This is a genomic window from Streptomyces cinerochromogenes, from assembly GCF_014648635.1.
GTDB classification, from domain to species: Bacteria; Actinomycetota; Actinomycetes; order Streptomycetales; family Streptomycetaceae; genus Streptomyces; species Streptomyces cinerochromogenes.
Window position 1 is genome coordinate 242,712 of the sequence record NZ_BMRM01000003.1, and the last position, 25,821, is coordinate 268,532.

Genomic DNA, 25,821 nt, shown 5'->3' on the forward strand with positions numbered 1-25,821 from the left:
CACCGTGACCGACCAGCACTCCGCCCAGCGGGACACCCCTGCCGCCGCTGACGTGTGGATGCTGGTACGACAACGCCCGGCCGTACTGCGCCGCTCCACCCGGGAACTCGCCACAGCGCTGGCCGCCGCCCACGGCCCCCGCTTCGCTCTCTGGCACACCGACGAACTCCTCTTCGGTGTCCGCGACGGCCGGCTGACGCTCCATACCCTGGGCGGCACGGACGTGTCTGCTCCCAGGGTGGTGTGCGTGCGCCAGGTCGCAGGCCCCATGGACCACGACCGCGAGGTCACCCTGCTGCGCCACCTGGAACGCATGGGCAGCACACTCGTCAACCCCCTGGACGCCCAGCTGAACTCCCGCAACAAGATCTGGCAGCTGCAGGAACTCGCGTTGGCCGGACTGCCGGTCCCCGACACCCTCTCGTACGCCACCGCCCCGCTGGAAGGTGTCGTCCGCAGCCCCCACCTCACCGCCCCATGCGTCGTGAAGAGCGTCAACGGCGCGAAAGGTGCCCAGGTCTTCCTGGCCCCCGACCCCCTCCTCCTGCGTGAAGTGGCCGGCAGCCTCACCCGCGAGACACCGTTCCTCTTCCAGGAACACATCGCCCCCTCGCACGGCCGTACCCTGCGCGTCATCGTCGTCGCCGGCGAACCGATCGCCGCCGTCGTGCACACCTCCCACGGCCGCACACTCGCCGCGAACATCGCCCACGGCGGGACCGCCACCGTGTGCACCGGCCGCTACCCCGAAGCGGAACACCTAGCCGTACGAGCGGCCCACACCCTGGGCCTGCACATCGCCGGAGTCGACCTGCTCTTCACTTCCCCGGACACCCACACCATCTGCGAGGTGAACGCCGTCCCCGGCTGGCGCCCGGAGATGACCGCGGTCACCCCCGCGATCACCTCCCTGATCCACCACCGCCTGACCACCCACAGCCTTCCCTGAAAGCCGTACGCCTCAAGGACCGTCGTTCCGCACGCCGGCTGAACCAGCAGACCGGATCCCTCCGGCTGCCTCGGCGGCCCGCTCGATCCTCGCACGACGGGCTTCCCAGAAGGCCCCGTCGTACGGCAGGGCGCCGGCCGAGGACGAAACGCGGGAGGAGATCATCGACAGCGTGTCCGGCATCCTGCGCGAGCAGCTGTAGCGCGCCCGTCCGCTCTTTCAGGTGAACTCTGCACGGTGGTCCAGCCCGATTCGCCGGCGAGCGACTACCAAGAGCATCCGAGCCCATGGGGCCCCTCGGGTCTACCTGCACGAAAAGAGGTCTGCATGTCCTCCTCCCTGCGCACCTGGATGACGGCTGCTGCTGCCGCTCTCAGCATCGTCGGCAGCGGAACGGTCTCCTCCGATGCCATGGCCGCAGCAGGCTGTCGCGGCAACGCCTGTGACGGCAAGAACCCGCACACGACCCGCTGCGACCAGGACGCGCGCAACCTCGGCAACCCGATCCGAGGAGAGGGCGGTCCTGCTGTGCGGCTGAGGGTCTCCTCGCGGTGCAGTGCCGCCTGGGTGCTCATCGAGAAGGGAGACCACGCGTGGAAGGGACGCATCGACATCCGCGGCGGGAGGACCTACCACGTGAACGCCACTCCCGGCCGGCCCGCCTACTCCCTGATGGTCGGTACCAGTCACGCGTACCGCGCGTGCAAGCAGGACCTCTCCGACGGCGCCTGGTCCTGCGGCGGCTGGCACTGAGCGCCCGTCACCCACCGGCCCGGGACGGTGCCACCCGCTGCGCACAGCGGGTGGCACCGTTCGCGCGACTGTCCCCGGGCCCATGAGGCGCGAGCGCGAGGCCGGGCGTCAGAGCATCAGCAGCAGCCGTGTGTTCGGTACGAGCTTCCGGTTCACGCTGGTGCTCTGTACGAAGATCGTGAAGTCGTCGTTGTGGTCCGGCTTGACGCGGACCTCGACGTCCGGCAGGCCGAGCAGGGCTCGCGCCTCGGGGCCCGTGTACACCCGGTCCGTCTTCTTCTCCAGCACCGCTATCTGCTTCCGCGCCTGGATCTTCTCCGACTTGCTCAGCTGGTAGAACGCACCACCGGTGCGGTAGGTGTGTCCGCTCTCGACGACCCATTCCCGGATCGCGGCGTCACGGGTCACCGGGATCAGCCGGTACTGCGACGGATCCGCCGGGGTGAGGCCGGCCGCCTTGATGGTGTCCTCGTTGACCGCTTCCGCGCCGATGGAGAACACCGTCCGCGATCCCCGGATGCCCTGCGTGCGGCCCACCATGAACTTCTCGGTGGCCTGCTGGATGACCTGCCCGGCCTCCTCCAGACCCTGTGTGCTCGTGGCGTCCCAGATGGCGATGTTGTCCTTCGGGAATCCGCACTGCATGGCCTCGCGCTTGCCCGCCTGGTCCGGCACGAGGACGGCCAGCGTCCAGTTGTCCTCCTGCGTCTCGATCATCTTGGCCACGGCCTCGACCAGTTCACGCGGATCCCGGCTGGGGGCGTCCGGGCAGCGATGACTGACGTTCTCCTGGCCGTCGGTGAGCACGAACGTCAGGAAGCTGTGGTCGCCGTACAGCTGAGCCGTCTGCGCCAGCTCGCGCTGTGACTTCAGTGCGGCCGCCAGCAGCGCCGTCATCCCGCCGACCTGGTACAGCTGCTTCAGCGACGGCATCCGGAGCACGTCCTTGTCGTAGATGACGCACTCCACCTGGTCGGCGAAGACGTACACCGTGACGCGGGTCTCCTGGTCCAGTTCCCGCGAGCGGCGGGCGAGATACGCGATCTGCTGGTCGGCGACCTCGACGACCTTGCGGCTCAAGTGCGACATGGACGAACTGGCATCCAACACAAGGGCAACGTGATTGATGTAGTTCTGGTGACCGGACATGACGGCTCCCCCTCTTTCCGACTGGATGCTCCTACTGTCTCACCCACCACTGACAATCGATCTTGGTTGCGCGGGGCGGCGCCGCAGCCGCCTCGGGGCTGGAGTCCCTACTCCGAGGCCTCCTGCAGGCACGCGGCCTTCCTCGGCCACGAGCGGTCCCGACCGTCGTGGCCGTCACCGCTGCGCGGACATGGATCGAAGGGTCCGGAGGGCGGTGCGCCGTCCCCTCAGAGGCGCCCCGGTGCCGGTGCCGGGGCCGGCTCGGAGAGGGGTGCCGTCGTGCGGCGGGGGAGCAGCAGCGGGGTCGCCAGCAGGAGCACGCCGGCCAGGCCGATGGCCGTACGCGGGCCGAGCAGGCCGCCCAGCACGCCCCAGACGGCCGTCAGCAACGCGGTCGTGGCCTTGGTCGTCACCGCCCAGGCGGACAGGGTGCGGGCGACCCGGTCGGTGGCGGTGCGCTCGAGGCGGTAGGTGGTGTAGACGGGGTTGAAGACCCCGCAGCAGAAGATGAGCCCGAGTTCGACGCCGATCACCAGCAGCAGCCCTCCGGTACCCGGCCCCAGGAAGGCCAGGCCGACGGGCCAGATCGCGCGCAGCACCCCGGACGCGACCAGGACCCGGTGCTGCCCGAACCGGGTGACGAGCGGTCGGGCCAGCCGGGAACCGAGCAGCCCGCCGATCGAGGGCGCGGCGAAGGCGAGGCCGTACTGCCACGGGGCGAAGCCGAGCCGGCCGAGCATCAGGACGGCCAGCAGCGGCTGGGCGGCCATCACCAGGGCGTTGAACAGGGCGGTGTTGAAGAACAGCGGACGCAGCGCCGCGTCGGCGAGGATGTACCGCCAGCCGTCGAGCAGGTCACGGGCCCGCATGCGCGCGGCCTGCCGGTGCTCGGGCCGCGGCTCGTGGCCGCCGGTCGCGCGGATGCCCAGGGCCGAGAGCAGGTAGCTGACCGCGTCGGCCAGCACCGTCGCCACCGGACCGAGGAGCCCGATCGCCGCGCCGCCCAGCGGGGGTCCGATGATCGTGGTCGTCCAGGCCGTGGACTCGAACCGGGCGTTGGCGACGAGCAGGTCCTCGGCGGGCAGGAGCGTCTTCAGGTACGCGCCCGAGGCGGCGCGGAAGGTGATGTCGGCCGCCGCGACGACGACCGAGACCAGCAGGAGCTGGACGAAGGTGAGCACGCCGAGCGCGAACGCGGCGGGGACCGTCAGCAGTGCCGCGAACCGCACCAGGTCCATCGCGATGAGCACCGGCCGCTTGCGGCGGAACTCCGTCCACGGGCCGAGCGGTACCGCCACGGCCGCGCCCACCGCGGCCCCCACGGAGGAGAGCGCGGCGACCTCGGCCGGTCCGGCGTGCAGCACCCGGATGGCGATCAGGGGGAACGCGCCGAAGGCGAGCCAGGTGCCGAGCGCGCTGGTCCCGTACGCCGCCCAGAGCCACCCGAACGGCCGCCCCAGCCGGTGTCCGAGCAGACGTCCCAGCCCTTGCCGGTTCCGCATGCCCGACCCCCTTCGCTCCTCATCCGCACAACCGATCAGCGATCGGAAACATCCAAGCGAGCGGTATGACCTGGGAGCAAACAACCACGGGGGCGCCGTCCACAACCCATGGTTGTGTCCGTAGGGTGTCGGCATGGACCTCGACACCGTCCGTACCTTCGTCGCCGCCGCCGACGCGGGGCAGTTCCAGGAGGCCGCCGCCGAGCTGGCGGTCACCCAGCAGGCCGTCTCCAAGCGCATCGCCGCGCTGGAGCGCCAACTCGGCGTGCGGCTGTTCACGCGCACCGCGCGCGGCGCCCGGCTCACCATCGACGGGCAGGCGTTCCTGCCCCACGCCCGGGAGCTGCTGCGGGTCGCCGAGCGCGCGGTCGCGTCCGTGCGCACCGGCCGCCGTCCGCTGCGCGTCGACGTGATCGCCTCGCGCGTCGCGCCGTCGGGCCTGATGCGCGGCTTCCACCAGGCGCATCCCGAGATCGACCTCGACGTACTGATGCTGTTCGACGTCGAGACGGCCGTCGCCGCCATCCGCTCCGGTGCGATCGACGCGTCCTTCCGTGCCGTCGCCGCGCCCGGCCGGCCCCTACCCGAGGACATCGAGTCCGTCCGGGTGCTCGACGAACCGCTCCAGCTCCTCACCGGCCCCGGCCACGTCCTGGCGGGCGCCCGGTCGGTGCCCCTCGCCCGGCTCGCCGGGCACCGGATCTGGATGCCCGGCATCGTCCCCGGTACCGAGTGGGCCGCCTACTACGACGACCTCGTCGCCGAGTTCGGCCTCACCATCGAGGCGACCGGCCCGAACTTCGGCTCCGACGCGCTCCTCGACACCGTCGCCGACACCCCGGCCCTGGCCACCTTCATGGGCGAGCACACCCGTCTCGTCTGGCCCGCCGGCCACGGCCTGCGCCGCATCCCGGTGACCGACCCCACACCCGTCTACCCGCACTCCCTCCTCTGGCACCGCGACAACCCGCACCCGGCGCTGGCCGCCCTCCGCGCCCACCTCGCCACGACCACGTCGGGCCACGACACCGCCGGAACGTGGACACCGGACTGGGTGATCCCGCGGACTGGGTGATCCCGCGCTGAACGCGCGGGATCCCCTTCACCTCGCCCCGGTCCTTCCGTCCCCGCTACGCCGTCTCCGGCGTGCTCCTCGTGCTCGGCACCCTCACCCGGCCCGGGCCGGGCCGGGCGGATCCAGCAGGCCTGTCCGCTCGGGTGTGTTCTTCGACCGGCATCGCCGAGGTGCGGTTCATTCCCTGGAACGCGTGGGAGGGCGGCGGGCCCTGGTCCTCGGGCGGGTCAAGCGGACCGGCGGGCGCGCAGCTTGTCGAAGAGCCGCTGGGCCTGGGCGCGGCGGCGCGGATCGGCCGCGGTACGGCGTACCTGTGCGATCGTGCGCTGCCCCTGCGGACTCCTCGCGAACTGCTTGAGCCGTTGAACAACTCCTGACATGACACTCCTTTCGCCAGGGGTGCCCTGCTCTCGTCGGGCCCCACGCGATCCGACTACCCGGTGACCGGCGGTCCAGCCTCTTCCGGCCGAGGGGACACCGTCGCGGCGCCGCGCGGGGTGCGGAGGTGCCCTGGCCGGCACGGTCACCCCGACACCTCGCCCTCTGCGAGGCCTCCGGGTGACACGACGGTGGATCCGGCCCCGGCACCGGCCTTCCCCGGTCGGTCACCGCTTCAAGAGGTCCAGGATCAGCGCGGCGATGTCCTTCGGAGCCTCCTCGGCCATGAAGTGGCCCGCCCGGGTGGTGACGTGGCGGAGATCGGTCGCCCACGGCTGCCAGACAGCGGTGGCGTCGAACCCCAACTGGCGGCCCCAGTCCTGCTGGACGACCGTCACCGGCATGGTGAGCCGGTTGCCGGCGTCGAGGTCGGCCTGGTCGTGCCGGATGTCGACGGTCGCGGTGGCGCGGTAGTCGGCGACGATCGAGGGGACGGCACCCCGGCACGCACGGAGGTACTCGGCGCGCACGTCCGCCGGGATCGCGTCGGAGTTCGTGGACCAGACGTCGAGGAAGTGGCCGAAGAACGCGTCGGCGCTGCCCGCGATCATCCGCTCGGGCAGGCCGGGCGGCTGGGCCATCAGGTACAGGTGGAAGGCCACCGCGGCGCTGACGCCGTGGAGGACCTTCCAGGTGTCCAGAGTGGGGACGATGTCCAGGATGCCCAGGTGGCTGATCCGATCCGGGTGGTCCAGGCCGGCCCGGAAGGCGACGTGCCCGCCGCGGTCGTGCCCGACCAGGGCGAACCGGTCGATTCCGAGCGCGTCGGCCAGGGCGACGATGTCCGCGGCCATCGTCCGCTTCGTGTACGTGTCCTCGGCGACCGCCTCCGGCTTGCTGCTCGCGCCGTAGCCGCGAAGGTCGGGACAGACCACGGTGTGGTGCTCGGCCAGGACGGGAGCGACATGCCGCCACATCAGACGGGTCTGCGGAAAGCCGTGCAGCAGCACGACGGCCGGTCCGTCACCCCCGACCGCCGCGTTCAGCTCGACGCCGTCGGCCACACCGATCGACCTGGTCTCGAAGCCCGGCATGGTGATGCCCATCGTTGCCACTCTCCCTCACTCGGACGCGTGAGCCGCTGGTGCTCACGCGTGGATGCATCAGCGACAGGGAGGATCGGGGAGCCGGGTCAGCAGTGGATCAGCAGCGGCAGCCCGGGCCGAGGACAATGAGGACATGGAGATCTTCGTCCAGGTGCTCGGACCGATCGAGGTCAGGGACACCGAGGACCGTGCCGTTGCGGTCGGCAGCCGGCGCCGCCGCGAGCTTCTGGGACGGCTGGTCGCGGCCGGCGGCCGGGTCGTACCCCTCGCGGTGCTGGCCGATGATCTCTGGGAGGACCCCCCGCCCACAGCGGCCGGGACGATCCGCACCTTCATCGCCGAGCTGCGCCGGGCCCTCGAACCGGACCGTCCTCCGCGAACCCCGTCCCGCGTCATCGAGACCGTCGGTACCGGGTACGCCCTGCGCGTCGCGCGGGAACACGTCGACGTCCACCGCTTCGAGGACACCCTCCGGGCCGTGCGCGACCGCCCCGGCGACCAGGTGGCCCGCGCGCTGGGCGAAGCGCTCTCGTGGTGGCGGGGCGAGCCGTACGCAGACCTCGACGCCTCCGCCTGGCTGACATCGGAGCGTGCCCGCCTGGCAGAACTGCACCGTCAAGCCGTCGAGCTGCGCGCCCGGGCGGTGCTCGACCTCGGGCGTGGCGCGTTCCTCGTCCCGGAGCTGGAGGCGTTGGCGACCGCGCACCCGTGGCGGGAGCACGCCTGGGTCCTGCTGTCCCACGCTCTCTACCAAGCCGGACGGCAGGTCGATGCGCTGGCCTCACTGCGTGCCGCGCGGGCCGGCCTGCTGGATCGGTTCGGACTGGAATCGGTGGACGGTCTCGACCACCTCGAACGTGACATCCTCCGGCACGCCGCGCACCTCACGCCCGCGCCCCGCGACGAGGACCGGTTGCGCCTTCTCACGCGCACGGAAGCGACGGGGACCTACACCCGGCTCCGCTCGATGAGCACCGTGGCCGGGGCGGCCGCGGTCACAGGCGGCACCAACCTGGTACTGGCCCAGGAGCAACGCGCCGCGGCAGCCGCGGAAGCGGAACGGACCGGAGACCCGGGCCTCACCGCCCGCGTGATCGCGGCGTACGACGTCCCCACCATCTGGACGCGCGCCGACGATCCCGGACGGTCCGAGGCCCTGGTCGCGATCACGCGGCGCACGCTGCACCGACTCGGCCCAGCGGCCCCACCCGCGCTTCGCGCCCGTCTGCTCGCGACCATCGGGCTGGAGCATCGCGGAACCCGGGACCGCTGGGCCGCCGAGGCGGCAGCCGAAGCCGAACAACTCGCCCGAGACCTGCGCGACCCCCACGCACTCGTCCTCGCGCTCGACGCCCGCTTCGTGCAGTCCTTCCAGCAGCCGGGGCGCACCGGCGAACGCGACGTGATCGCCGGCGAGTTGATCGACCTCTCCACACGGCATGATCTCCCGCTGTTCGAGATCCTCGGCCATCTGATCAAGATGCAGGTCTGCGCGGCCCGCGGCCACACCGACACCGCGCGACGCCACGTCGTGTCCGCCGAGCGGCTCGCCACCGTCCACGAGACCCCGCTCGTTCACGTCCTCACCGCCGCTTTCCGGGCCATGCGGCTGGCAGAACGATCGAGCGACCCCGCCGAGGCCGCCCACGCCTACCGCACCGTGGCCGCCGACCTCGCCGGCGCCGGCATGCCCGGGGTGGAAGCCGGCGTCCTCCCGCTCGCGCTCCTCTCGCTCAGCATGCGCCACGGGCGTCCCGCGCCGACGGACCCCGCACTCGACTGGGGCCCCTACCGCCCCTGGGTCCAGCCCCTCCTCGACCTCGCCCGCGGCGACCTCGCGGCGGCCCGCCGGACCGCCGCCGTCCCGCCCACACCCCCGGCCGATCACCTGTACGACGCACTCTGGGCCGTCACCGCGCACACGGCGATCCTGCTCCGGGACGCACCGCTCGCCGCACGAGCGCACGACGCGCTCTCCCCCCTGCGCGGCGAGATCGCGGGCGGAACAACCGGCATGATCACGTTCGGACCGGTCAACGACATCCTGTCCGCCCTCGACCAGCACCCCGTCCGGCGATGACGCCCGCCCCTGGCACCGCAGCCCGTTTCCCGAGTCCGTCACGCACTCGGCCCGTTCGCGTCGGCGCACCGGCACTAGGCTGCAACGGTGACCTCTCCGCCGGAAGACCCGCCGCCACTGTTCAGCGAGGACGACCGCGACACGGCTGTGCGGCGCGTGCAGGACGCGTACGCCGAAGGGCACATCTCCCACGAGGAGATGGACGAACGCCTCCACCGGGTACTCACCGCCCGGACGCACAGCGACCTTGCGCCGGCCCTGGCCGCACTCCCGGAGGAGAACGCGGGCACCACGTCCACGATCGCCGCCGCCGGCGGACGGATCAAGCGGCGCGGCGCGTGGCGGGTACCTCGGACCCTCAAGGTGGCGTCCGCGTTCGGACGGGTGCACCTGGACCTGTCCCAGGCGGTCATCGAGCATCCAGTGGTCGACATCGAGCTGCAACTCGGCACCGGCAGAGCCAGGATCACGGTGCCCCGTGACGCGATCGTCGACCTCGACGGTCTGCACACCGCGTGGATGGACACGCTCTACACACCCCGGCGACGCTCCCGCCCCGTCGGGCCGAGGATCCGGATCTCCGGGACCATGGGGTTCGGACGGTTGAAGATCCGCCACGCGCGGCGCTGAAACGCCTGCCCACGAGACGTGACACCCTACGACGTAACGCGCGTCCCGTTCTGCGATGGGCGGAGGGTCGCTGGAGTCGCCGGGCTCAAGGGCCCGGGTCCTGCGGGGTGTTGACCCAGACGCCTTGTGGTGAGAGCCGCCGGGCGAGACGCTGTCCCGCTTCGCTGATCGGAACCGACCAGGAGACATCGGCGACCTGACAACCGAAGTCGTCGGCGAGCGTCCGCACGAGGCGGGCGCCCGTACCCCGGCGGCGGTGGGTGTCCGCCACCCAGATCAAGTCGATGCACGGGCGCAGGGTGTCGTCCCGCTCGCCGTACCGCGACCCTCTGGCCAGATCCCACCTGGCGTGCCGACTGCGGTCACTGGAGACCAGGTAGCCGACGACGCGCTCGTTCGCCTTCAGCAGGTACGCCCGCACGTCCCCCGGAGTGGCCTCGGGCGCATCGAGGTGGGACCACGAGCTGAAGTCGTAGTGGTTCTCCCGCTGCGGCATCCTCGCCACCCGGGAGACCAGCTTCCGCCACGCGATGGGCGACCGGGTCGTCACGACGGCCAGCCCGCCCCACCACGCGAGGTTCCTGGGTACGGGGACACCGAGTGCCCATTGCACGTGGTGCGTGGCGTGCCGGTCGTCGTCCTCCCCGCGGGCGTGCAGATCCATGCCACAGGGGCAGTCGCCGCGGCTCGGGCTCCCGACCGCACGGAACCGGACGGGCACCGCGCCGTGACTGAGGCGGTGGTCCCTGCCGCCCACCGGGGGTCTGGCGGGAGCGCCGTCCGGCTCGGCGTACCCGGTCCAGCGGTCCACCCACCCGGGATACCGCTCCGGATGGGCCTCCCGCTCCTGCTTCTCGACAGGTGACAGCGTCGGACGGACCCACACGCTCCCGGCCGTGGCGCGACCGTTGAGGCGTACGCCCTGCTCCTTGGCCTTGCGGCGCAGGAACCGCAGGAACACGGCGGGCGGAGAGGCGAAGTCGACGCCGCGTACGAGTTCACGCTGACCGGGGGCCAGCCAGCCGTCGACGGGAAGCGCCAGCCGTTCGGCGAGCGTGTGGAGCCCGCTGTAGTCATGGTCGAGTTCGGCGGTGCGCAGCGCCTCGACCGCGGCATCGACATGCGGGAACGGAACGAACAGCGGGATCCAGGCCGGGCCGCTGCCCCACGCGAACTCGCCTGGACAGCCGTCGTACCGAATGCGGTCCATGCAGGCTTCACGCGCCCTGTCGACGGCTTCCGTGTAGGCGGCGGGCAGTCGGTCGTCGCGGTCCGACGAGTCCGTGGCGCTGAGGTACCCGTCGCGGTCGAGAGACACCGTCGCGTACCAGCGGTAGGCCCGGACATGGATCTTCCGGGAACGCCAGCCACGCAGACCGGGGTCGAGGTCGATCGTGCGCTCCGTCATGCGCCCCGCTCTTCGTCCCGTCGCTGCCCATCGCGTGCCAGGAGAGCGTACCGGGACTCAGGGGGCCGGCGCCTTCGTCAGCCCCCCCCGGGCGGGCCCCGGCGTCGGCCGTGCCCGCGCCGCGGGGGCCTTCAGATGGAGAAGGGTGTCTGGGTGAGGAAGGCCTGGCTGGACTTGCCCGTCTGGAACAGGTTGGGCGTCTGGTAGAAGGGCATTCTCTCCACGATCTGCCGGTGCAGGCTGGTGTACGTTCCTCGGAAGGCGCCGTTCCGCCAGGTCTTCAGGAGTGTCTCGGTGAACAGCCCGTTGGGGCCCGCGCCGTCGCTGGAGGTCTGGTTGTCCTGGCAGCCGGAGACCAGCAGGACGTCCGCCTTGGTCTGCTGCTGGTCCAGTGAGGGAAGGTCGCGCTGGATCGAGTCGTACAGCTCCTGCTCCCGCTGGTAGTTGCGGAACTGCGCGTCCTGGGGGAGGGCCCTGATCCTGGTCCGGACCTCGGCCGGTTCCGCGGTGTCGAAGGCGCGCTGCAGCTCCGCGCCGTCGAGGAAGAGCGACAGCTCACGGGCCACGGTGCCGCTGTGGCAGCTGTCGGACAGCATGACGATCCGTACGTCCTCGGCGAACGTGGCGAACAGCGCGTACAGTTCGTCGTCGATCAGCTGACGGTCGTAGAGCACCCAGGTCTCGTCCATCCGGTCGGGCTCGTCACCGTTCTTGTCGGGCACCTGCGAGCCGTGCCCCGCGTACGTGAGCAGGAGCATGTCCCCGGCGGTGAGACGAGACGCGGCGTCCTTCAGCGCCTGTGTGACGTTGCTGCTGGTGGCTTCCTTGGTGAGCAGGGTGCCGAGCACGTCGAACCCCGCTGACCTGGCGAGACCGGTCATGGTGGCGGCGTCGTTCTCGGGGTTCTTCAGCTCGCCCTTGGTGCCGTACTTGTCCTCGTCGATCTCGTTGAGGCCGATGTGGACGGACAGGCCCTTGGCCATGGTTCCTCCTGCTGTGCGGGGATGGACGGCGGGGCCGCCCGCGTCGCCGTGTCGTATGCCATGAGCACATTCATCCGTTGCACACCGGGCCCTGCGCGCATGCGTGCCGGAGTGTTTTTCGCCTGAGAGGGCGCTTCCTTCGCTGTCGGCGGTGCTCCATCCGAGTGGGGACGGAAGGGCGGGCACGACCCTCCCTGGACAAGGGCGACGGCCGGGCCGGTGCGGCAAGGGTTCCCTGGCGGTGGGAGCCTGGACCAGGGAGGTGGTCGCGGTGCGGGTACGGGCTCGGGTCGACGGCGGCCGGCTCCTCGTCCGCCTGCCGTGGCGCATGGCGGTGGCCGCACGGCGGCGCGTGGTGAGGGCGCCGCTGGAAGCCGTCTCGGAGGTGCGGGTCGAACCGTCGTGGTGGCGGGCGCTGCGGCTCGGCACGCCGGGCCGGCACTACCGCTTCCGCGCAGGCCGGTGGTGCGCCGGAGAGCTGGTGCACGCCCGGGGCCGGGACCTCGTCGCGCTGGTGGCGGGGGAGCCGGCCCTGGTCGTGGACCTCCTCCACCCGCGGAGCCCGTACGCGCGCCTCGCACTGTCCGTCCCCGACCCGCACGGACTCGCGGCCGCTCTACGCCACTCCGCTGCTCCTGACACCTGACGCTGACGCGACCGCCTGACCGCCTGACCGAACGGCTGACCGGCTGACCGGCCAGCTGACCGACCGGCCCGGGCGCCGGTCGGTCAGCCCGCCCGGCCGGAGCTGAGCCGCTCGATGGCCTCCAGGACGCCCTTCCGGCGCGCGTGCGTGCGCTCGTACCCGTCGAGAACGTGCAGATCGGACTCGGACAGCGTGGGCAGGCGCCGCTCGATCTCCTCGACGGCGAGCTGGCTGAAGCCGACGATGGGCAGACTTTCCTCGCTGCTGACCGCTCCCTGGATCTGTTCGGCCGCGGCACTCACCTCGGGCTGGTCCGCCACCGGCTCCTCTCCGGCGCCGGGACGCTGCCCGGGCCAGGCCGCCCGGCGCAGCCGGTGGGCGACGGCCCGCAGCGGGCGGGTGGCCGTGTCGACGAGGCCGCCCTGCGCCGTCTGTTCGACCCGGAGGCCGTCGCTCGCGGCCGCCAGGGTCCGGGCCTGCCGGGCGAGGCTCTCCTCCAGCAGGGCCAGCAGCTCCTGGTCTTCGCGGCACATGTCCCGGAGCAGGTCGCGGCTGGTGCGGTCCTGGGCCTGGTCGGCGAGGACCTCTCCGACCCGGGTGCAGGCCAGGGCCCGGGCCGCGACGGCGTACTCGTCCTCGATGTTCCTCAGCACCTGCCGCTCGTCGACCGGCCCCCGGCCGCCCATCACCCCGGTCACGGCCTTCTGCCCGACGGTCAGCGGGAGCGTGGCGGTCTTCCAGGTGGTGCGGGCGGCGAACCGCGCCACGTCTGCCGCGCCGCCGAGCAGTCCGCGCGGACGCAGCCCGCGGACATGGCGTTCGATGCGGCGCACACGGTCCTGCATGTCCTCGGCCTCGTGCTCCAGCATCTGCCGGTGGGGGCCGGGCGGCACGAGGGCCGCGTCCGCCCGCAGCCGGTCGCGCGCCGCGGCATGGGCCTGGTGGGCATCCTCAAGCGCCGGTATCAAGGTCTGCGTCATCGCCATCGGGGCTGCTCCCTGCGTACGGAGGATCGGGCGGCGTTCAGCCGGGATCATCCTGCGGGTCCCGCCCCAAGATCACCCGCCGGGAGCGTGCCGCCGAGGGGCCACGACGGCACGGGAGCCCGCCCCGTCCCGCGCTGTCACCGGCACGGCAACGGTCCACCGACGGCTCGGCCGTCCGGGTGAGGGACATGTTCCCGCCAGGCGCCCGGGTACGGCACGGGGGCGCCTCGGCCGAGGTCCGGGACGGCGGCGCACGCCCTTCGTAGGGGGAGGCGGACCGAGTGCCGGGCGAGTGGGCAGGGGGGCGTTCCCGGCCGTGGTCGCGTTGACGGCCGTCTCCGAGGTCGGCGCCGGAACACGACATGACGGGTGCGGGGCCGGCCGCTGCCGCGGGAGACGCTCCGCGACGAGTCGGCCGCTCCCTCACCCGCCACCACCGGCACGCGCCGGCCGTCCGTCCGGCGCGGAGCCGTGGTGATGCCGGTAGTCCTTCGGAGGCATGCCGTACGCGGTGCGGAACGCGCGGCTGAAGTCGGCGGCCTGCGGGAAGCCCCAGCGGCAGGCGATCACATGGATGGGGGTGCCGCGCAGCGCGGGGTCGGACAGGTCGCGGCGGGCGTGTTCGAGGCGTTGCCGCCGGATCCAGCCGGAGACCGTGAGTCCCTGCTGCTGGAAGAGGCGGTGGAGGTAGCTCGTGGAGATGTGGTGGGCGGCGGCGATGGCGGGCGGTGTCAGTCCCGGATCGTGCAGGTGTCCCAGGACGAAGGCACGGATGCGTAAGAAGAGGGTCTGCCGACGGGTTTCCGGGGGGAGCGAGCTGTCCGAGTCCAGGGTGTGGGCGATCAGCGCGGACAACAGGTCGACCACGACCGTCCCGAGCCGGGGCCCGTCGGCCGGCTGGTAGGAGTCCGTACCGCTCGCCAACTGGGTGAGAAGGTGCGCCAGCAGGGCACCGAACCCGGTCTGCGCCGACAGCCGCAGCCCGGCTGCCCTGTCGACCCGGCCCCGGGGCAGCGGCAGCAGCGCTTTGGGCACCTCCAGCCCGACTCCCGTGTGCAGACCGGCGCCGTCACCCCCGTGGACGTCGACGGGCTGTGAGGTGTCCACCACACAGAGGCTGTCCGGACCGTACACGGTCTCCTCCGTACCCCGGACCGTGCGCAGCGCCCCGCTCAACGGCAGGGAGACGTGCAGCCCCTCGGGGTCGGACTGCCGGATCAGTTTCGGCGTCCGCCGGAAGCACACCGGCTGGAAGGTGGTCGGCCACACCGACACGGCGCCGAGGTCGAGCACACGCTGCGAAGCCCGGAAGTCCGCCCAGTGGTCACTGCGCAGCTCCAGCGGGGCATGCGTCCGGCCGACCAGTTCGCGCCAGCAGTCGAACCGGTCCGCCGGGGACAAGTCCTCACTGCGGAAAGTCCTTTCGTCCAGCATGTCGCCTCCTCGCGACCTCGCGAACCCCCGAACGGTCCACCGCCTCCCTCATGATGAGGCCGTCATGCGTCGCCGGACGAGGGTGTGGCGCAGGACGACGAGGGCGATCAGCACGAGCGCCTCGGCCCGGATGGGGTGCAGCCGGACGTGACCGGCGAGTTCGGGGGCGACGCCGACGACCGCGATCACGGTGTGGAGCACGGCGGCACGGGCCTGCTGCCAGGCGACGAAGCCGTCACCGTGGGTACGCGCCTCCGTGGCCGACGGGGCCGCCGGAAGCGTCCCCCGTCACCCGTACTCCGGCTGCCACATGGCGTCCCGCACCTGCTGGACGACGTCGTCCAGCGGGGCGCGGGCGACCCCGTCCTCGGTGGCGCGGCGGGCGACGGCCGTCGCCACCGTCGCCGACGAGGCGCGCAGATTCTCCACCTGCGGCAGCAGCGGGGCGCCGGCCCCGGACGGGTCGGCCAGGTCCGCCAACGCCTCGGCCGCGGCCTGGAACATGCCGTCGGTGATCCGGGAGGCACGCGACACGATCACCCCCAGTCCGAGCCCGGGGTAGACCAGGGCGTTGTTCGCCTGTGCGACGACGTACGAGGTGCCGTTCAGCTCCACCGGCGCGAGCGGGACACCGGCGGCGACGAGAGCCCTGCCGTCGGTCCAGCACAGGACGTCCTCCGGCATCGCCTCGATCTTCTCCGTGGGGTTGGACAGCGCAAGCACCACCGGCCGCTCCACGTGCGCGGCCATGGACCGTACGATCTCCTCGGTGAAGGCGCCGTGCACGGTCGACGTGCCGACCAGCACGGTCGGACGCACTCGGTCCACGACCTCTTCCAGACCGATCGGCTCGCCGCTCGCCTCGGACCACTCCTCGTCGGGGCGGGCGTAGGGCCGCTGGTAGTCGCGCAGTCCTTCGGTGGAGCGCAGGAGCAGGCCCTGCCGGTCCAGGCACCAGATGCGGGCAGCCGCCTCGTCACGCTCCAGGCCGTCGCGGACCATGGCGTCACGCAGTTGGTCGGCGATGCCGACCCCGGCGGTGCCCGCGCCGAAGACGACCACCCGCTGCTCGCGCATCGGCGTCCCGGACACACGCGCCGCGTTCAGCACACAGGACAGGGTGATGGCCCCGGTGCCCTGCATGTCGTCGTTGAACGTGCAGACCTTCTCGCCGTAGGTGTCGAGCAGGCGTCGGCCGTTGCCGGGTCCGAAGTCCTCCCAGTGCAGCAGCGCGTGCGGGAACAGGTCCCGCACGGTGTCGACGTACGCGGCGACGAACGCGTCGTACTCCTTCCCGCGCGCCCGGCTGTGCCGGTTGCCCACGTACAGGGGGTCGTTGAGCAGTGCCTGGTTGTCGGTACCGACGTCGAGCATGACGGGCACGGCCCGGCCCGGGTGGATACCGGCGGCGGCCGTGTAGACGGCCAGTTTGCCGACCGAGATCTGCATGCCGCCCACGCCCCAGTCGCCGATGCCGAGGATCTGCTGGGCATCGGTGGCCACCACCAGGTCGACGTCGTCCGGCCCGAGGCCGGGTGCCTCGAACGCGGGCCGTACGTCCTGGGGGTGATCCACCGACAGGTACACCCCGCGGGGACGCCGGTACTCGTGGCTGTACCGCTTGATCGCCTCGCCCACCGTGGGGTCGTACACGACGGGCAGCAGTTCCTTCAGGTGCTCGGTGAGGAGCCGGTAGTAGAGCACCTCGTTGCGGTCGTGCAGCTGTTCCAGGCAGACGTTCTTCGCGAGGTCGTCCGGCTGCGCCTGCAACTGCTCCCAGGCGCGACGGGCCTGCTGGTCCAGGGAGAGCACGCCGGGCGGCAGCATGCCGACCAGGCCGTGGCGCCGCCGTTCCTCCCGGGTGAAGGCGACGCCCTTGTTCCGCAGCGCGTCGGCGAGCAGGGCGCGGCCGTGTGGTACGTCGGGACGCGGGGCCATGGGCACTCCTCCGTCGGCTGCATCCTCCGCTCCGGGGTTCCCGCCCGGCCCGGCACAAAACCGGAAGCCGTCGTTCCTGCCGGGGGGCGGGCAGAAAGGTGACGTGGGTTCACGACGACGCGGCTAGTGTGATCATGTGACGGATTTCGGCATCATGGGTGACGCCACCGAGTGGCAGCAGGACTTCGAGCGCCGACTGCGCGCCTCCTACACGGCGGCCGGCCTCGGCGCCGCGGCGGCGGACCGCATGCTCGACGACGTACGCGCCGGCATCGCCGACTGGACCGTCGCCGAGATCACCGACGCCGGGACCCGGGTGGGACACGTCGCCGTGGTCGTGACCGACGACGGCGGGGCGCCGACGGGCCGTATCGGCGACCTCCGCGTCGACGCGCCCCACGCCGGCCGGGGGCACGAGCAGGCGGCCCGGGACTGGGCAGAGGAATGGTGCGTACGGCGCGGCGCCCGCCGGCTGGACATACGGCTCACCGAGCCCGCCGGTGAACTCTTCGCCGACTACGGTGTCCGCGGCCAGCTCAGAGCGCGGCGCGTCACCTCCCCGCCGGAACCGCTCGACGGCTTCACCGCACGGCCCATGACGCAGGCCGAGTACGCCGACTGGGCCGCCGCCGAGAAGTCCGCCTACGTCGGTGACATCGTCCGGTCGGGAGCCATGGGCCGGGAGGAGGCCGTGCGCAAGGCGGACCGCGACTTCGCGAACCTGCTCCCCGGGGGCCTGGCGACGCCCGACAGCTCACTCCTGGTGTTCGAGGCGGACGGCGAGCGCATCGGCACCGGCTGGCTGAAGCACGGGTACCTCCCGGAGGTGACCTACGGCTACTCGCTGCACATCGACGAGCGGTACCGCGGCAGGGGGCACGGGCGGGCCGCGATGACCGCCGGGGAACAGGCCACGCTCGCGGCCGGCGACTCGGCGCTGATGTTCACGGTGTGGGGCGGCAACGAGGTGGCCATGAACCTGTACACGAGTACCGGTTACCGCGTCGTGGAGGAGAACCGTTCCCTCGGCCTTCCGCGCCGCGCGGCCTGAAACGCTGGCCAGTCCGGAGGCCTCCGGTCCTCGCCGGCCGGCCGGGGCGGCGGGGGACGTCGGTGCCGCCCCGGTGAAGGCCGTGGACACTGGCGGCGCCGGGGTCGCGCCCGCGGGAGCCCGCCGTGACGAGCGCCACAACCGCGCCCGTGGTGACGCCGCGGGATCGATCGACTTCCGGGTCACTCCTCCAGGTGGCGCACTGCGGGTGCGTGAGGTCCATCACGCTTCTGACCTGGGGAAACAGGATTGCGGGGGCGCAGGAGGGGTGACACGCCGGGGGAGGGACGGCGGCGTTCCGAGAAGAATCTTCGGGGGCGGGAATGAATCCGGCGGAGCGTCGGTTGGACACGGCGGTCGTAGTTTTTGTGTCTGTGTTTCACCGCACGCTCGCGAAGAACGATGTCGCGGGCGCCGCCTTCCTTCAGGGAACTGGAGAAGTCGCGTCCAGGCCGGCCCGGGACACCACACGGTGTGGGTCCCGTACCCAGCCCCTGCAAGGAGCAAGAAATGACTCAGGGAACCGTCAAGTGGTTCAACGCGGAGAAGGGCTTCGGCTTCATCGCCCAGGACGGCGGTCCGGACCTCTTCGTGCACTACTCCGAGATCGAGGGCAACGGCTTCCGTAGCCTCGAGGAGAACCAGCACGTGGAGTTCGACGTCGTCCAGGGCCCCAAGGGCCCGCAGGCCGCGCGCGTCCGCGCCGTCTGAGGTACGGCGGGCGAGACCTGCCGACACCCGCTGACGCATCCGAGGGCCGGCGCCGCAAGGCGCCGGCCCTCGGTGCGCACGGCTCCCGTCCCTCCTCGCGCGCCGCCGTGCGGCCTTCGGGCGGCCGTCTGCCGGGGGCGGCGGAAGGTGCGGCGGTACGCCTGGGGACGGACGCCGATGGCGGTGCGGAGGTGCCGGCGCAGCGGCCCACGCCCGGGTGGCCACGGTGCTGCCGGTGAGCGGGCCGGGCGTGGGACGTACTGGGCCCGGCCGCCCTCGCGCCACGGCGGTACGACACAGGAGCGGGCGACCTCGCCGGTGACGTGGCTGCCGTGGTCGAGGCGCACGAGGCGCAGGCACAGGTCGATGCCCGCCGCGACTCCTGCGGAGGTGAGGACGTCACCGTCGTCGACGTACAGGACGTCGGGACCGCTGCGGACGGCGGTGAACAGGCGCTGCATCCGGTCGGCGCCACCCCGAGCGGGGCCCGGGCGGGCTCACCAGGTGTCGATGCGGCGGCCGGTCAGCGCGGTGATGTCGATGCGCACCCAGACGTCGCGCTCCCCGCCGGCCCAGGGGGTGCTGTACGCCTGCTCGGCCAGGCGGCGTACGGCGTCGGGATCGGTCACCGTCTCGGCGTGCCCGCGCACCACGACGCTCCAGCCCTGGCTGAGCGCGTCGTCCACGCGGTCGACCTCGAAGGCCACCTCACGGCCGAGCCCCTGGAGGGAGACCGTGCCCGGCTGGGTCCGGAAGACGACGGCGTCGTCGACGACGCTGTAGTTGACCGGGACGATCACCGGTGCCGCCTCGGTGGACACCGCGATCCTGCCCACGCCGTGCGTCGACAGCAGCCGGCGGCAGTCCTCCTCGCCCAGTTCCGTCAGGCGCGGCGACCCGGCGGCCTGCCCGATGCCCGGCGGCAGGTCGACATGGCCCCCGCCGAGCTCCGTGGGATCGGTCCGCAGCGCCCCGGCCAGCCTGAGCAGGGTGCCGGCCTCCGGCGCCGCGGTGCTGTGCTGCTCCAGGTGCGCGAGATAGCTCGGGGCCATGGCCGCCCGGAACGCCAGCTCCTCCAGGGTGAGGCCCAGCTCCGTCCGCCGCCGCTCGATGCGGCGGCCGAGGTCGCCCCGTGGCACCGCCGCCGACGGCGTCTGCTGCGGTTCTCGCTCCTCCGCCATGATCCCTCACTCCTCGGGCGCCCGGCCCACACCGGCGCGGTGTCCGGCCCGGCTCCCGCCTCGCCTGCTGACTCCACCATGACCGATCGCGGCGCGTCCGGCTCGCCCGGGCGGCGTTCGGCCCAGGGGCCCACGGCAGCGTGCCCGTCGCCGGGCCCCGCGTGCGGCACAGGGCACGGCAGACGGCCCGGGAGCCGTCCGGGGGAGCGCGGTGAGCGGCGAGGCCGCCGGCGTCCTCCCGGCGGCGGCCGGCACGGCCACGCTCAGCCGTTCCACGTCCAGTCCGCGACCTCCGGCAGGTCCGTGCCGTGCTCGCGGATCCACACGTGGTGGCGCTGCCGGGTGTCCTCCATGTGCTGGCGCACGGCCGCCGCCCGCACCGCGAGCCCGGGCACGCGGTCGATGACGTCCATGACCAGGCGGTAGCGGTCCAGGTCGTTGCGGACCACCATGTCGAACGGTGTGGTCGTGGTACCGATCTCCTTGTAGCCGCGCACGTGCAGGTTGGGGTGGCCGGTGCGGCGGTAGGCCAGGCGGTGGATCAGCCACGGGTAGCCGTGGTAGGCGAAGATCACCGGCTTGTCGGCGGTGAACAGCCCGTCGTACTCGAAGCCGCTCATGCCGTGCGGGTGCTCCTCGCTCGGCAGCAGCCGGGCGATGTCCACGACGTTCACCACCCGCACCGCCAGCTCGGGCAGGTGGCGGCGGAGCAACTGGGCGGCGGCCAGCACCTCCTGGGTCGGTACGTCGCCCGCGCAGGCCAGGACGACATCCGGGTCCCGGGTGCCGTCCTCCGTGCCGGCCCACTGCCAGATTCCGGCACCGCGGGCGCAGTGGACCCTGGCCTCCTCCATCGACAGCCAGTCGAAGCAGGGCTGCTTGCCGGCGACGACGACGTTGACGTAATCGCGGCTGCGCAGCACGTGGTCGGCGACCGACAGCAGGGTGTTGGCGTCCGGCGGGAGGTAGACCCGCACCACCTCCGGGCTCTTGTTCAGCACGTGGTCGACGAATCCGGGGTCCTGGTGGGAGAAGCCGTTGTGGTCCTGGCGCCACACGTGCGAGGTCAGCAGGTAGTTCAGGGAGGCGACGGGGGCGCGCCAGGGCAGGCGGCGGGTGGTGCGCAGCCACTTGATGTGCTGGTTGACCATGGAGTCGACGATGTGCACGAACGCCTCGTAGCAGGAGAACAGCCCGTGCCGGCCGGTGAGCAGGTAGCCCTCCAGCCAGCCCTGGCAGGTGTGTTCGGAGAGGATCTCCATCACGCGGCCGTGCGGGTCGAGGTGCTCGTCGACGTCGAGAACGGCGGCCTGCCAGGCCTTGCCGCTGGCCGCGTAGACGGCCTGGAGCCGGTTGGAGGCCGTCTCGTCGGGGCCGACGAGCCGGAAGTCGCGCCGCTCGGCGGTGGCCGCCATGACGTCCTGGAGCATGTCGCCGAGCACCCGGGTGGGCTCGTGCAGCGTCGCGCCGGGCTTGTCGACGGCCACGGCGTTTTTCTCCAGCGGCGGCAACGGCAGCTCGCGCAGCAGGAGCCCGCCGTTGGCGTGCGGGGTGGCGCCGAGCCGGCGTGTGCCCTCGGGGACGCAGGCCAGGACGTCCGCGCGCGGGGCACCGTGCTCGTCGAACAGCTCCTCGGGCCGGTACGAACGCAGCCACTGCTCCAGTTGGCGCAGGTGCTCGGGGTTGTCCCGGACGGCGGCCAGCGGCACCTGGTGGGCGCGCCAGGTGCCCTCCACCGGCACCCCGTCGACCTTGGCCGGCCCCGTCCAGCCCTTGGGGGTGCGCAGGACGATCACCGGCCAGCGGGGCCGCTCGGTGGCACCGTCCTCGCGGGCGGCGCGCTGGAAGGAGGTGATCCGGTCGACGGCGGTGTCCATGGCCTGTGCCATCGCACGGTGGACGGCGGCCGGTTCGTCGCCGGTGACGTGGATCGGCTCGTGGCCGTAGCCCCTGAGGAGTTCGTCCAGCTCGGCCTCGGGCAGGCGGGCCGGCACCGTCGGGTTGGCGATCTTGTAGCCGTTCAGGTGCAGGACCGGCAGCACGGCGCCGTCGTGGACCGGGTCGAGGAACTTGTTCGAGTGCCAGGAGGCGGCCAGCGGTCCGGTCTCCGCCTCGCCGTCCCCGATCACACAGGCCACCAGCAGGCCCGGGTTGTCGAACGCCGCGCCGTAGGCGTGCGACAGGGAGTAGCCGAGTTCACCGCCCTCGTGGACGGAGCCGGGGGTCTCCGGGGCGACATGGCTGGGCACCCCGCCCGGGAAGGAGAACTGCCGGAACAGCCGGGCCATGCCGGCCGCGTCCCGGGTGACATCCGGATACGTCTCCGTGTACGACCCCTCCAGCCAGGAGTTCGCCAGGACGGCGGGGCCGCCGTGGCCGGGTCCCCAGATGCACACGGCGTCCAGGCCGCGTGCCTTGACGACGCGGTTCAGATGGGTGTGGACCAGGTTGAGGCCGGGGGAGGTGCCCCAGTGACCGAGGAGGCGCGGCTTGACGTGCTCGGGCCGCAGCGGTTCGGTCAGCAGGGGGTTGGCCATGAGGTAGATCTGGCCCACCGCGAGGTAGTTGGCGGCGCGCCAGTGGGCGTCCAGGGCCGCGAGTTCCACGTCCGTGAGTTCGGTGAGTGCCTGCTGGGTGTCGAGGGACATCGGGGTCCTTCCGGATCGGACGGGCGGTGGATGCACCGGGTGCCCGGGGCACGGCACCTCACCATCCGGCGGACCGGCGGGTACCCGACAGGGCCGTTCGGGCCACCCCTCGGGCCGAGGCGCCCCTCCCCGGCGCCTCACGGGGCGAGGTCCACCCCGTACAGCGTCCGTCCCCCGACCAGCTCACGCCCGCTGACCAGCTCCGGACGGATGCGCACGAACACCTCCTCGGGGGACGGCGCCCAGGAACGCGGCCCGACCCGGGACAGCCGCTCCCGCTCGGCCGGCTCGGTGACGACGGTCGCCCGGCCGGTGACGACGACGCTCCACCCCGCGTTCCGGTCCGTGTCGACCTCGTCCGCCTCGAAGGCGACCACCGACCGGTCGACCGCACGCGCCAGGTCCGACGCAGCGGACGTGCACAACAGCACCGCGCCGTCCTCGTCGAGGCAGAAATTGACCGGGAGGACCGCGGGCAGGGCGTTGCGCGTATGGACGACGCGGCCGACCGGCGCCGTCGCCAGCAGCCGGAGGCACTCGTCGCGGCCGAGTTCACGGAAACCGTCGTTGGGATACATGGCCAGCCCGTCTCTCACCCGGTACAGCGATATCGCTCCATCGTGGGCCGGACACCGACATCCGACGAGGGCCGGCGGTCCCGGGCCGGCCGGAGAGCGGCCCTTGTGCTCCGTGCGGGGGAGCGGCCCCGGGCCGGGGAGTGGCCCCGGCCCGGAGTGAGGCCCACGGTCCTGAAGGAGGCGTGCTCCGGGTTCCGTACCGTGTCCGCCGCGCACAGGCGCCAGGATCCGCCCACGGACGACACGTGCCGCTGCCACCGATCGCCGCGGAGCCGGTCGACCACTGTCGTCCCGGTGGGCCGTGCGGTCGCCGGGAGAGGGCCGAAGGTCCCCGTCCGCCCCGGGCGCATCGGCCCCCGGTGGGGTCCATCGGCGCTCCTCCGGGACCGGTGGCCTCTGCCCCGCACCGCACCCGGCCACCACGCTGGAAGGAGAAGCCGGAGGCAGGACCCGAGGGCAGGAGGTGGACGGCATGTCCCGCGACGACCCAACGGCCACATCGACGCCGCTCGGAGCACCCGTACCCACGCGGAACGGAAAGGTGAGGACGATGGAACTGCCCCTGCTCGTGGGCGTCGACGGCTCCGAGGCCGGCATGCGGGCCACCGACTGGGCGGCCGACGAGGCCGTCCTGCGGGGAGTGCCGCTCCGGCTCGTCCACGCCTCGCTGTGGGAACACTACGAGGGCACCTCGCTCGCGCAGGACCTGGCCGAACCCGCCGAGCAGGTGATGGCCGAGGACATCGTCCGGGCCGCCGCCCGGCGCGCGCGGACCCGCCACCCGGATCTGGAGGTGTCGGCCGAGGTCCTGCCCGAGGAACCGGAGTCCGCGCTGGTACGGGAAGGGCAGTACACCTCCCTGCTGGTGCTCGGCAACCGGGGCCGCAGCGGCCTCGCCGAGCTGCTCCTCGGCTCCGTCGGCCTCACCGTGGCCGCCTACGCCCCCTGCCCGGTCGTCGTCCTGCGCGGCAGCCACGACAACCAGGCCGTGCCCGGGACGCGGGGCCGCGTGGTGGTCGGCGTGGGGGACGCACCGCAGGAGACCGCGGCCGTCCGCTTCGCCTACGAGGAGGCGCGACGGCGCGCTGTGCCCCTGGAAGCCGTACGGGCCTGGCGCTGCCCCGTGCGCGAGGCGGTCCGCGAACCCGAAGACGGTGTGCAGTCCGCCGAGGAGAAGGCCGCCGAGACCCTGCAAGCGGCGCTGGCCGACGCCCCGGAGGACCTGAAGGTGCACCCGCGCACCGTGGAGGGACCGGCCCACAGGGTGCTGCTCGGTGCCTCGTACGACGCGGACCTCCTGGTCGTCGGCTCCCGCCGCAGCCCGGGAGCCCTCGGACTGCAACTGGGACGCGTCACCCATGCGGTGCTGCACCACGCGGCCTGCCCGGTCGTCGTGGTCCCGCAACCGGTGTGAGCGCGGACAGGGCCGCCCCCTCGGCCCGTGCGGCGCGTGCCCCCAGGGAGACCACGTGCCTCAGAGGAGGAGAACCCTCCGCGCGCCCTCCAGCCCGCGTTCCACCTCCTCGCTCGCCTCCTCGGCGCGGCGGGCGCCCCGGGACACGGGCAGCCCGGGCGTGGCGTGCGACGGCGTTCCGCCGGGGCTGGTCCGATGCTGGACACCATGCGGGCGAGCCCGAGGAGGAGCTATGGAGTGGCTGGTCACAGTGGTCGGCGCGCTGGTGGTGATGGTCATCCTGCGGGACGTCTTCCACACGCTGTGGCACCCCACCCGGCACGGCGGCCTGAGCAGGATCGTCATGACGCTGTTGTGGCGTCTGTCGACCAGAGCGCGCAGGAGCAACAGGGCCGCCGGGCTGGCCGGGCCCGTCGGCATGGTGACCGTGGTGGCCACGTGGGCCTGCGCCGTGGCCGTGGGGTGGGCCCTCGTCTACTGGCCCCACATGCCGGAGGCCTTCTCCTTCACCGGCGCGCTCAAGCCCTCCGAACACGCGGGGCCGGTGGACGCCCTGTACCTCTCCCTGGTGACCGTGGCCACGCTCGGCCTCGGTGACATCGCACCCGCCGCCGACTGGCTGCGCATCGTCGCGCCGCTGGAGGCGCTGATCGGCTTCGCGCTGCTGACCGCCACCGTCTCCTGGATCCTCGGCATCTATCCGGCCCTGGCCCGGCGGCGCGCCCTGGCCCTGCGCATCTCGCAGCTGCGCCGTGCCGACCCGACGGCCGGCCACCCGGAACCCGACGTGGAGTCGGTCGTCCTCGGCCAGCTCGCCGCCGACATCGCCCGCACCTGCGTCGACTTCCTCCAGTACCCGGAGTCCTACTACTTCTACGACGGCCCCGGCGACACCTCCTTCGCGCGCACCCTCGGCTATGCCGGCCACCTCGCCGAGCGGGCGAGGCGGACGAGGTCGAGCGGCGCGGCCGTACTCGCCACCGCCCTCGACGACCTGGCCGTCGTACTCGACGAGCGCTTCCTGCACACCGGGGGGACGCGGCAGCAGATCCTGGCCGCGTACGCCCGCGACCACGGCAGCCCCTGACCACCGGGCGACCCGCCCGTGCCCAGGCCCCCGTGCCCGGCCGGCCCGCCCACGGCCCGGCCCGTTCGGAGGTGCTGCGATGGCGTCCGCCGGGAACGGCACGCAGGCTGGCCTGGAACACGGACGCGCCGCCC

23 protein-coding genes and 1 pseudogene are annotated in these 25,821 nt (G+C 72.6%); 10 read left to right on the top strand and 14 right to left on the bottom strand.

Annotation, left to right across the window (positions count from 1 at the left end; genetic code table 11):
* The first annotated feature begins 4 nt into the window (after window positions 1–4).
* Both IEZ20_RS07740 and IEZ20_RS07745 read left to right on the top strand, forming a co-directional pair.
* Entirely contained in the window at window positions 5–949 is a 945-nt protein-coding gene (locus IEZ20_RS07740; RefSeq protein WP_229895940.1) for a RimK family alpha-L-glutamate ligase, read from the top strand.
* A 327-nt stretch (window positions 950–1,276) separates the two neighbouring features.
* Entirely contained in the window at window positions 1,277–1,702 is a 426-nt protein-coding gene (locus IEZ20_RS07745; protein ID WP_189295771.1) for a DUF2690 domain-containing protein, read from the top strand.
* Window positions 1,703–1,810: 108 nt separating this feature from the next.
* Here IEZ20_RS07745 and IEZ20_RS07750 read toward each other — a convergent pair whose 3' ends face one another.
* The gene (locus IEZ20_RS07750; RefSeq protein WP_189295773.1) at window positions 1,811–2,851 is read right to left on the bottom strand and encodes a vWA domain-containing protein; all 1,041 of its coding nucleotides are present in this window, start codon (window positions 2,849–2,851) and stop codon (window positions 1,811–1,813) included.
* A 227-nt stretch (window positions 2,852–3,078) separates the two neighbouring features.
* On the bottom strand, window positions 3,079–4,353 hold the full coding sequence (locus tag IEZ20_RS07755; RefSeq protein ID WP_189295775.1) for an MFS transporter: 1,275 nt from the start codon (window positions 4,351–4,353) through the stop codon (window positions 3,079–3,081).
* A 133-nt stretch (window positions 4,354–4,486) separates the two neighbouring features.
* Between IEZ20_RS07755 and IEZ20_RS07760 the strand changes: the two genes are divergently transcribed.
* Window positions 4,487–5,428, top strand: coding sequence for a LysR family transcriptional regulator (locus tag IEZ20_RS07760; protein WP_189295777.1), 942 nt, complete (start codon window positions 4,487–4,489; stop codon window positions 5,426–5,428).
* 227 nt (window positions 5,429–5,655) lie between these two features.
* On the opposite strand, the gene IEZ20_RS07765 is transcribed toward IEZ20_RS07760, so the two are convergent.
* Both IEZ20_RS07765 and IEZ20_RS07770 read right to left on the bottom strand, forming a co-directional pair.
* Window positions 5,656–5,808, bottom strand: coding sequence for a hypothetical protein (locus IEZ20_RS07765; protein ID WP_189295779.1), 153 nt, complete (start codon window positions 5,806–5,808; stop codon window positions 5,656–5,658).
* A gap of 225 nt (window positions 5,809–6,033) precedes the next feature.
* On the bottom strand, window positions 6,034–6,912 hold the full coding sequence (locus tag IEZ20_RS07770) for an alpha/beta fold hydrolase (protein WP_189295780.1): 879 nt from the start codon (window positions 6,910–6,912) through the stop codon (window positions 6,034–6,036).
* 133 nt (window positions 6,913–7,045) lie between these two features.
* Between IEZ20_RS07770 and IEZ20_RS07775 the strand changes: the two genes are divergently transcribed.
* A complete protein-coding gene (locus IEZ20_RS07775) occupies window positions 7,046–8,992 on the top strand; it encodes an AfsR/SARP family transcriptional regulator (RefSeq protein WP_189295782.1) in 1,947 nt (648 codons plus the stop codon).
* An 87-nt stretch (window positions 8,993–9,079) separates the two neighbouring features.
* Window positions 9,080–9,622, top strand: a complete 543-nt coding sequence (locus IEZ20_RS07780) for a DUF1707 SHOCT-like domain-containing protein (protein WP_189295784.1) — start codon at window positions 9,080–9,082, stop codon at window positions 9,620–9,622.
* Between the two features lie 85 nt (window positions 9,623–9,707).
* Here IEZ20_RS07780 and IEZ20_RS07785 read toward each other — a convergent pair whose 3' ends face one another.
* Together IEZ20_RS07785 and IEZ20_RS07790 are read right to left on the bottom strand one after the other, a co-directional pair.
* Window positions 9,708–11,030: a GNAT family N-acetyltransferase gene (locus IEZ20_RS07785; protein WP_189295786.1), complete on the bottom strand. Its 1,323-nt coding sequence runs from the start codon at window positions 11,028–11,030 to the stop codon at window positions 9,708–9,710.
* 131 nt (window positions 11,031–11,161) lie between these two features.
* Entirely contained in the window at window positions 11,162–12,013 is an 852-nt protein-coding gene (locus IEZ20_RS07790; RefSeq protein WP_189295788.1) for a caspase family protein, read from the bottom strand.
* A gap of 271 nt (window positions 12,014–12,284) precedes the next feature.
* Here IEZ20_RS07790 and IEZ20_RS07795 point away from each other — a divergent pair, with 271 nt between their 5' ends.
* Entirely contained in the window at window positions 12,285–12,659 is a 375-nt protein-coding gene (locus IEZ20_RS07795) for a hypothetical protein (protein ID WP_229895941.1), read from the top strand.
* 83 nt (window positions 12,660–12,742) lie between these two features.
* Here IEZ20_RS07795 and IEZ20_RS40335 read toward each other — a convergent pair whose 3' ends face one another.
* The 4 genes from IEZ20_RS40335 to IEZ20_RS07815 form a co-directional block, all read right to left on the bottom strand.
* Window positions 12,743–13,645, bottom strand: a complete 903-nt coding sequence (locus IEZ20_RS40335) for a hypothetical protein (RefSeq protein WP_189295791.1) — start codon at window positions 13,643–13,645, stop codon at window positions 12,743–12,745.
* Between the two features lie 423 nt (window positions 13,646–14,068).
* Window positions 14,069–15,079 (bottom strand): AraC-like ligand-binding domain-containing protein, encoded by a 1,011-nt coding sequence (locus tag IEZ20_RS07805; protein WP_189295793.1) that lies wholly within the window; start codon window positions 15,077–15,079, stop codon window positions 14,069–14,071.
* 48 nt (window positions 15,080–15,127) lie between these two features.
* Window positions 15,128–15,280, bottom strand: a complete 153-nt coding sequence (locus tag IEZ20_RS07810; protein WP_189295795.1) for a hypothetical protein — start codon at window positions 15,278–15,280, stop codon at window positions 15,128–15,130.
* Window positions 15,281–15,367: 87 nt separating this feature from the next.
* Window positions 15,368–17,017: an NAD-dependent malic enzyme gene (locus IEZ20_RS07815; RefSeq protein WP_189295796.1), complete on the bottom strand. Its 1,650-nt coding sequence runs from the start codon at window positions 17,015–17,017 to the stop codon at window positions 15,368–15,370.
* A 136-nt stretch (window positions 17,018–17,153) separates the two neighbouring features.
* On the opposite strand from IEZ20_RS07815, the gene IEZ20_RS07820 reads away from it, so the two are divergent.
* Together IEZ20_RS07820 and IEZ20_RS07825 are read left to right on the top strand one after the other, a co-directional pair.
* A complete protein-coding gene (locus tag IEZ20_RS07820) occupies window positions 17,154–18,068 on the top strand; it encodes a GNAT family N-acetyltransferase (protein WP_189295798.1) in 915 nt (304 codons plus the stop codon).
* Window positions 18,069–18,578: 510 nt separating this feature from the next.
* Complete coding sequence (locus IEZ20_RS07825; protein ID WP_189295801.1) at window positions 18,579–18,779, top strand: cold-shock protein; 201 nt, start codon at window positions 18,579–18,581, stop codon at window positions 18,777–18,779.
* A 131-nt stretch (window positions 18,780–18,910) separates the two neighbouring features.
* Here the strand turns inward: IEZ20_RS07825 and IEZ20_RS39530 are convergent.
* From IEZ20_RS39530 to IEZ20_RS07840, 4 genes and pseudogenes are all read right to left on the bottom strand, one after another.
* Window positions 18,911–19,249: pseudogene (locus tag IEZ20_RS39530) on the bottom strand (AraC family transcriptional regulator); the annotation flags it as partial.
* A gap of 27 nt (window positions 19,250–19,276) precedes the next feature.
* Entirely contained in the window at window positions 19,277–19,960 is a 684-nt protein-coding gene (locus IEZ20_RS07830; RefSeq protein WP_189295802.1) for a helix-turn-helix domain-containing protein, read from the bottom strand.
* Between the two features lie 263 nt (window positions 19,961–20,223).
* Entirely contained in the window at window positions 20,224–22,608 is a 2,385-nt protein-coding gene (locus tag IEZ20_RS07835; RefSeq protein WP_189295804.1) for a phosphoketolase family protein, read from the bottom strand.
* Between the two features lie 137 nt (window positions 22,609–22,745).
* Window positions 22,746–23,186, bottom strand: coding sequence for a pyridoxamine 5'-phosphate oxidase family protein (locus IEZ20_RS07840; protein WP_189295806.1), 441 nt, complete (start codon window positions 23,184–23,186; stop codon window positions 22,746–22,748).
* Between the two features lie 550 nt (window positions 23,187–23,736).
* Here IEZ20_RS07840 and IEZ20_RS07845 point away from each other — a divergent pair.
* Together IEZ20_RS07845 and IEZ20_RS07850 are read left to right on the top strand one after the other, a co-directional pair.
* Window positions 23,737–24,600 (top strand): universal stress protein, encoded by an 864-nt coding sequence (locus tag IEZ20_RS07845; RefSeq protein WP_189295808.1) that lies wholly within the window; start codon window positions 23,737–23,739, stop codon window positions 24,598–24,600.
* Window positions 24,601–24,832: 232 nt separating this feature from the next.
* Window positions 24,833–25,687, top strand: a complete 855-nt coding sequence (locus tag IEZ20_RS07850) for a potassium channel family protein (RefSeq protein WP_189295810.1) — start codon at window positions 24,833–24,835, stop codon at window positions 25,685–25,687.
* Window positions 25,688–25,821: the final 134 nt, after the last annotated feature.

What these genes read in the sequence shown, in the direction of transcription:
- IEZ20_RS07750 (WP_189295773.1), bottom strand. Translation starts at nt 2,851, where the DNA reads ATGTCCGGTCACCAGAACTACATCAATCACGTTGCCCTTGTGTTGGAT.
- IEZ20_RS07775 (WP_189295782.1), top strand. Translation starts at nt 7,046, where the DNA reads ATGGAGATCTTCGTCCAGGTGCTCGGACCGATCGAGGTCAGGGACACC.
- IEZ20_RS07845 (WP_189295808.1), top strand. Translation starts at nt 23,737, where the DNA reads ATGGAACTGCCCCTGCTCGTGGGCGTCGACGGCTCCGAGGCCGGCATG.
- IEZ20_RS07825 (WP_189295801.1), top strand. Translation starts at nt 18,579, where the DNA reads ATGACTCAGGGAACCGTCAAGTGGTTCAACGCGGAGAAGGGCTTCGGC.
- IEZ20_RS07840 (WP_189295806.1), bottom strand. Translation starts at nt 23,186, where the DNA reads ATGTATCCCAACGACGGTTTCCGTGAACTCGGCCGCGACGAGTGCCTC.
- IEZ20_RS40335 (WP_189295791.1), bottom strand. Translation starts at nt 13,645, where the DNA reads ATGGCGATGACGCAGACCTTGATACCGGCGCTTGAGGATGCCCACCAG.
- IEZ20_RS07790 (WP_189295788.1), bottom strand. Translation starts at nt 12,013, where the DNA reads ATGGCCAAGGGCCTGTCCGTCCACATCGGCCTCAACGAGATCGACGAG.
- IEZ20_RS07770 (WP_189295780.1), bottom strand. Translation starts at nt 6,912, where the DNA reads ATGGGCATCACCATGCCGGGCTTCGAGACCAGGTCGATCGGTGTGGCC.
- IEZ20_RS07835 (WP_189295804.1), bottom strand. Translation starts at nt 22,608, where the DNA reads ATGTCCCTCGACACCCAGCAGGCACTCACCGAACTCACGGACGTGGAA.
- IEZ20_RS07785 (WP_189295786.1), bottom strand. Translation starts at nt 11,030, where the DNA reads ATGACGGAGCGCACGATCGACCTCGACCCCGGTCTGCGTGGCTGGCGT.
- IEZ20_RS07850 (WP_189295810.1), top strand. Translation starts at nt 24,833, where the DNA reads ATGGAGTGGCTGGTCACAGTGGTCGGCGCGCTGGTGGTGATGGTCATC.
- IEZ20_RS07760 (WP_189295777.1), top strand. Translation starts at nt 4,487, where the DNA reads ATGGACCTCGACACCGTCCGTACCTTCGTCGCCGCCGCCGACGCGGGG.
- IEZ20_RS07815 (WP_189295796.1), bottom strand. Translation starts at nt 17,017, where the DNA reads ATGGCCCCGCGTCCCGACGTACCACACGGCCGCGCCCTGCTCGCCGAC.
- IEZ20_RS07755 (WP_189295775.1), bottom strand. Translation starts at nt 4,353, where the DNA reads ATGCGGAACCGGCAAGGGCTGGGACGTCTGCTCGGACACCGGCTGGGG.
- IEZ20_RS07830 (WP_189295802.1), bottom strand. Translation starts at nt 19,960, where the DNA reads ATGGCGGAGGAGCGAGAACCGCAGCAGACGCCGTCGGCGGCGGTGCCA.
- IEZ20_RS07805 (WP_189295793.1), bottom strand. Translation starts at nt 15,079, where the DNA reads ATGCTGGACGAAAGGACTTTCCGCAGTGAGGACTTGTCCCCGGCGGAC.
- IEZ20_RS07765 (WP_189295779.1), bottom strand. Translation starts at nt 5,808, where the DNA reads ATGTCAGGAGTTGTTCAACGGCTCAAGCAGTTCGCGAGGAGTCCGCAG.
- IEZ20_RS07745 (WP_189295771.1), top strand. Translation starts at nt 1,277, where the DNA reads ATGTCCTCCTCCCTGCGCACCTGGATGACGGCTGCTGCTGCCGCTCTC.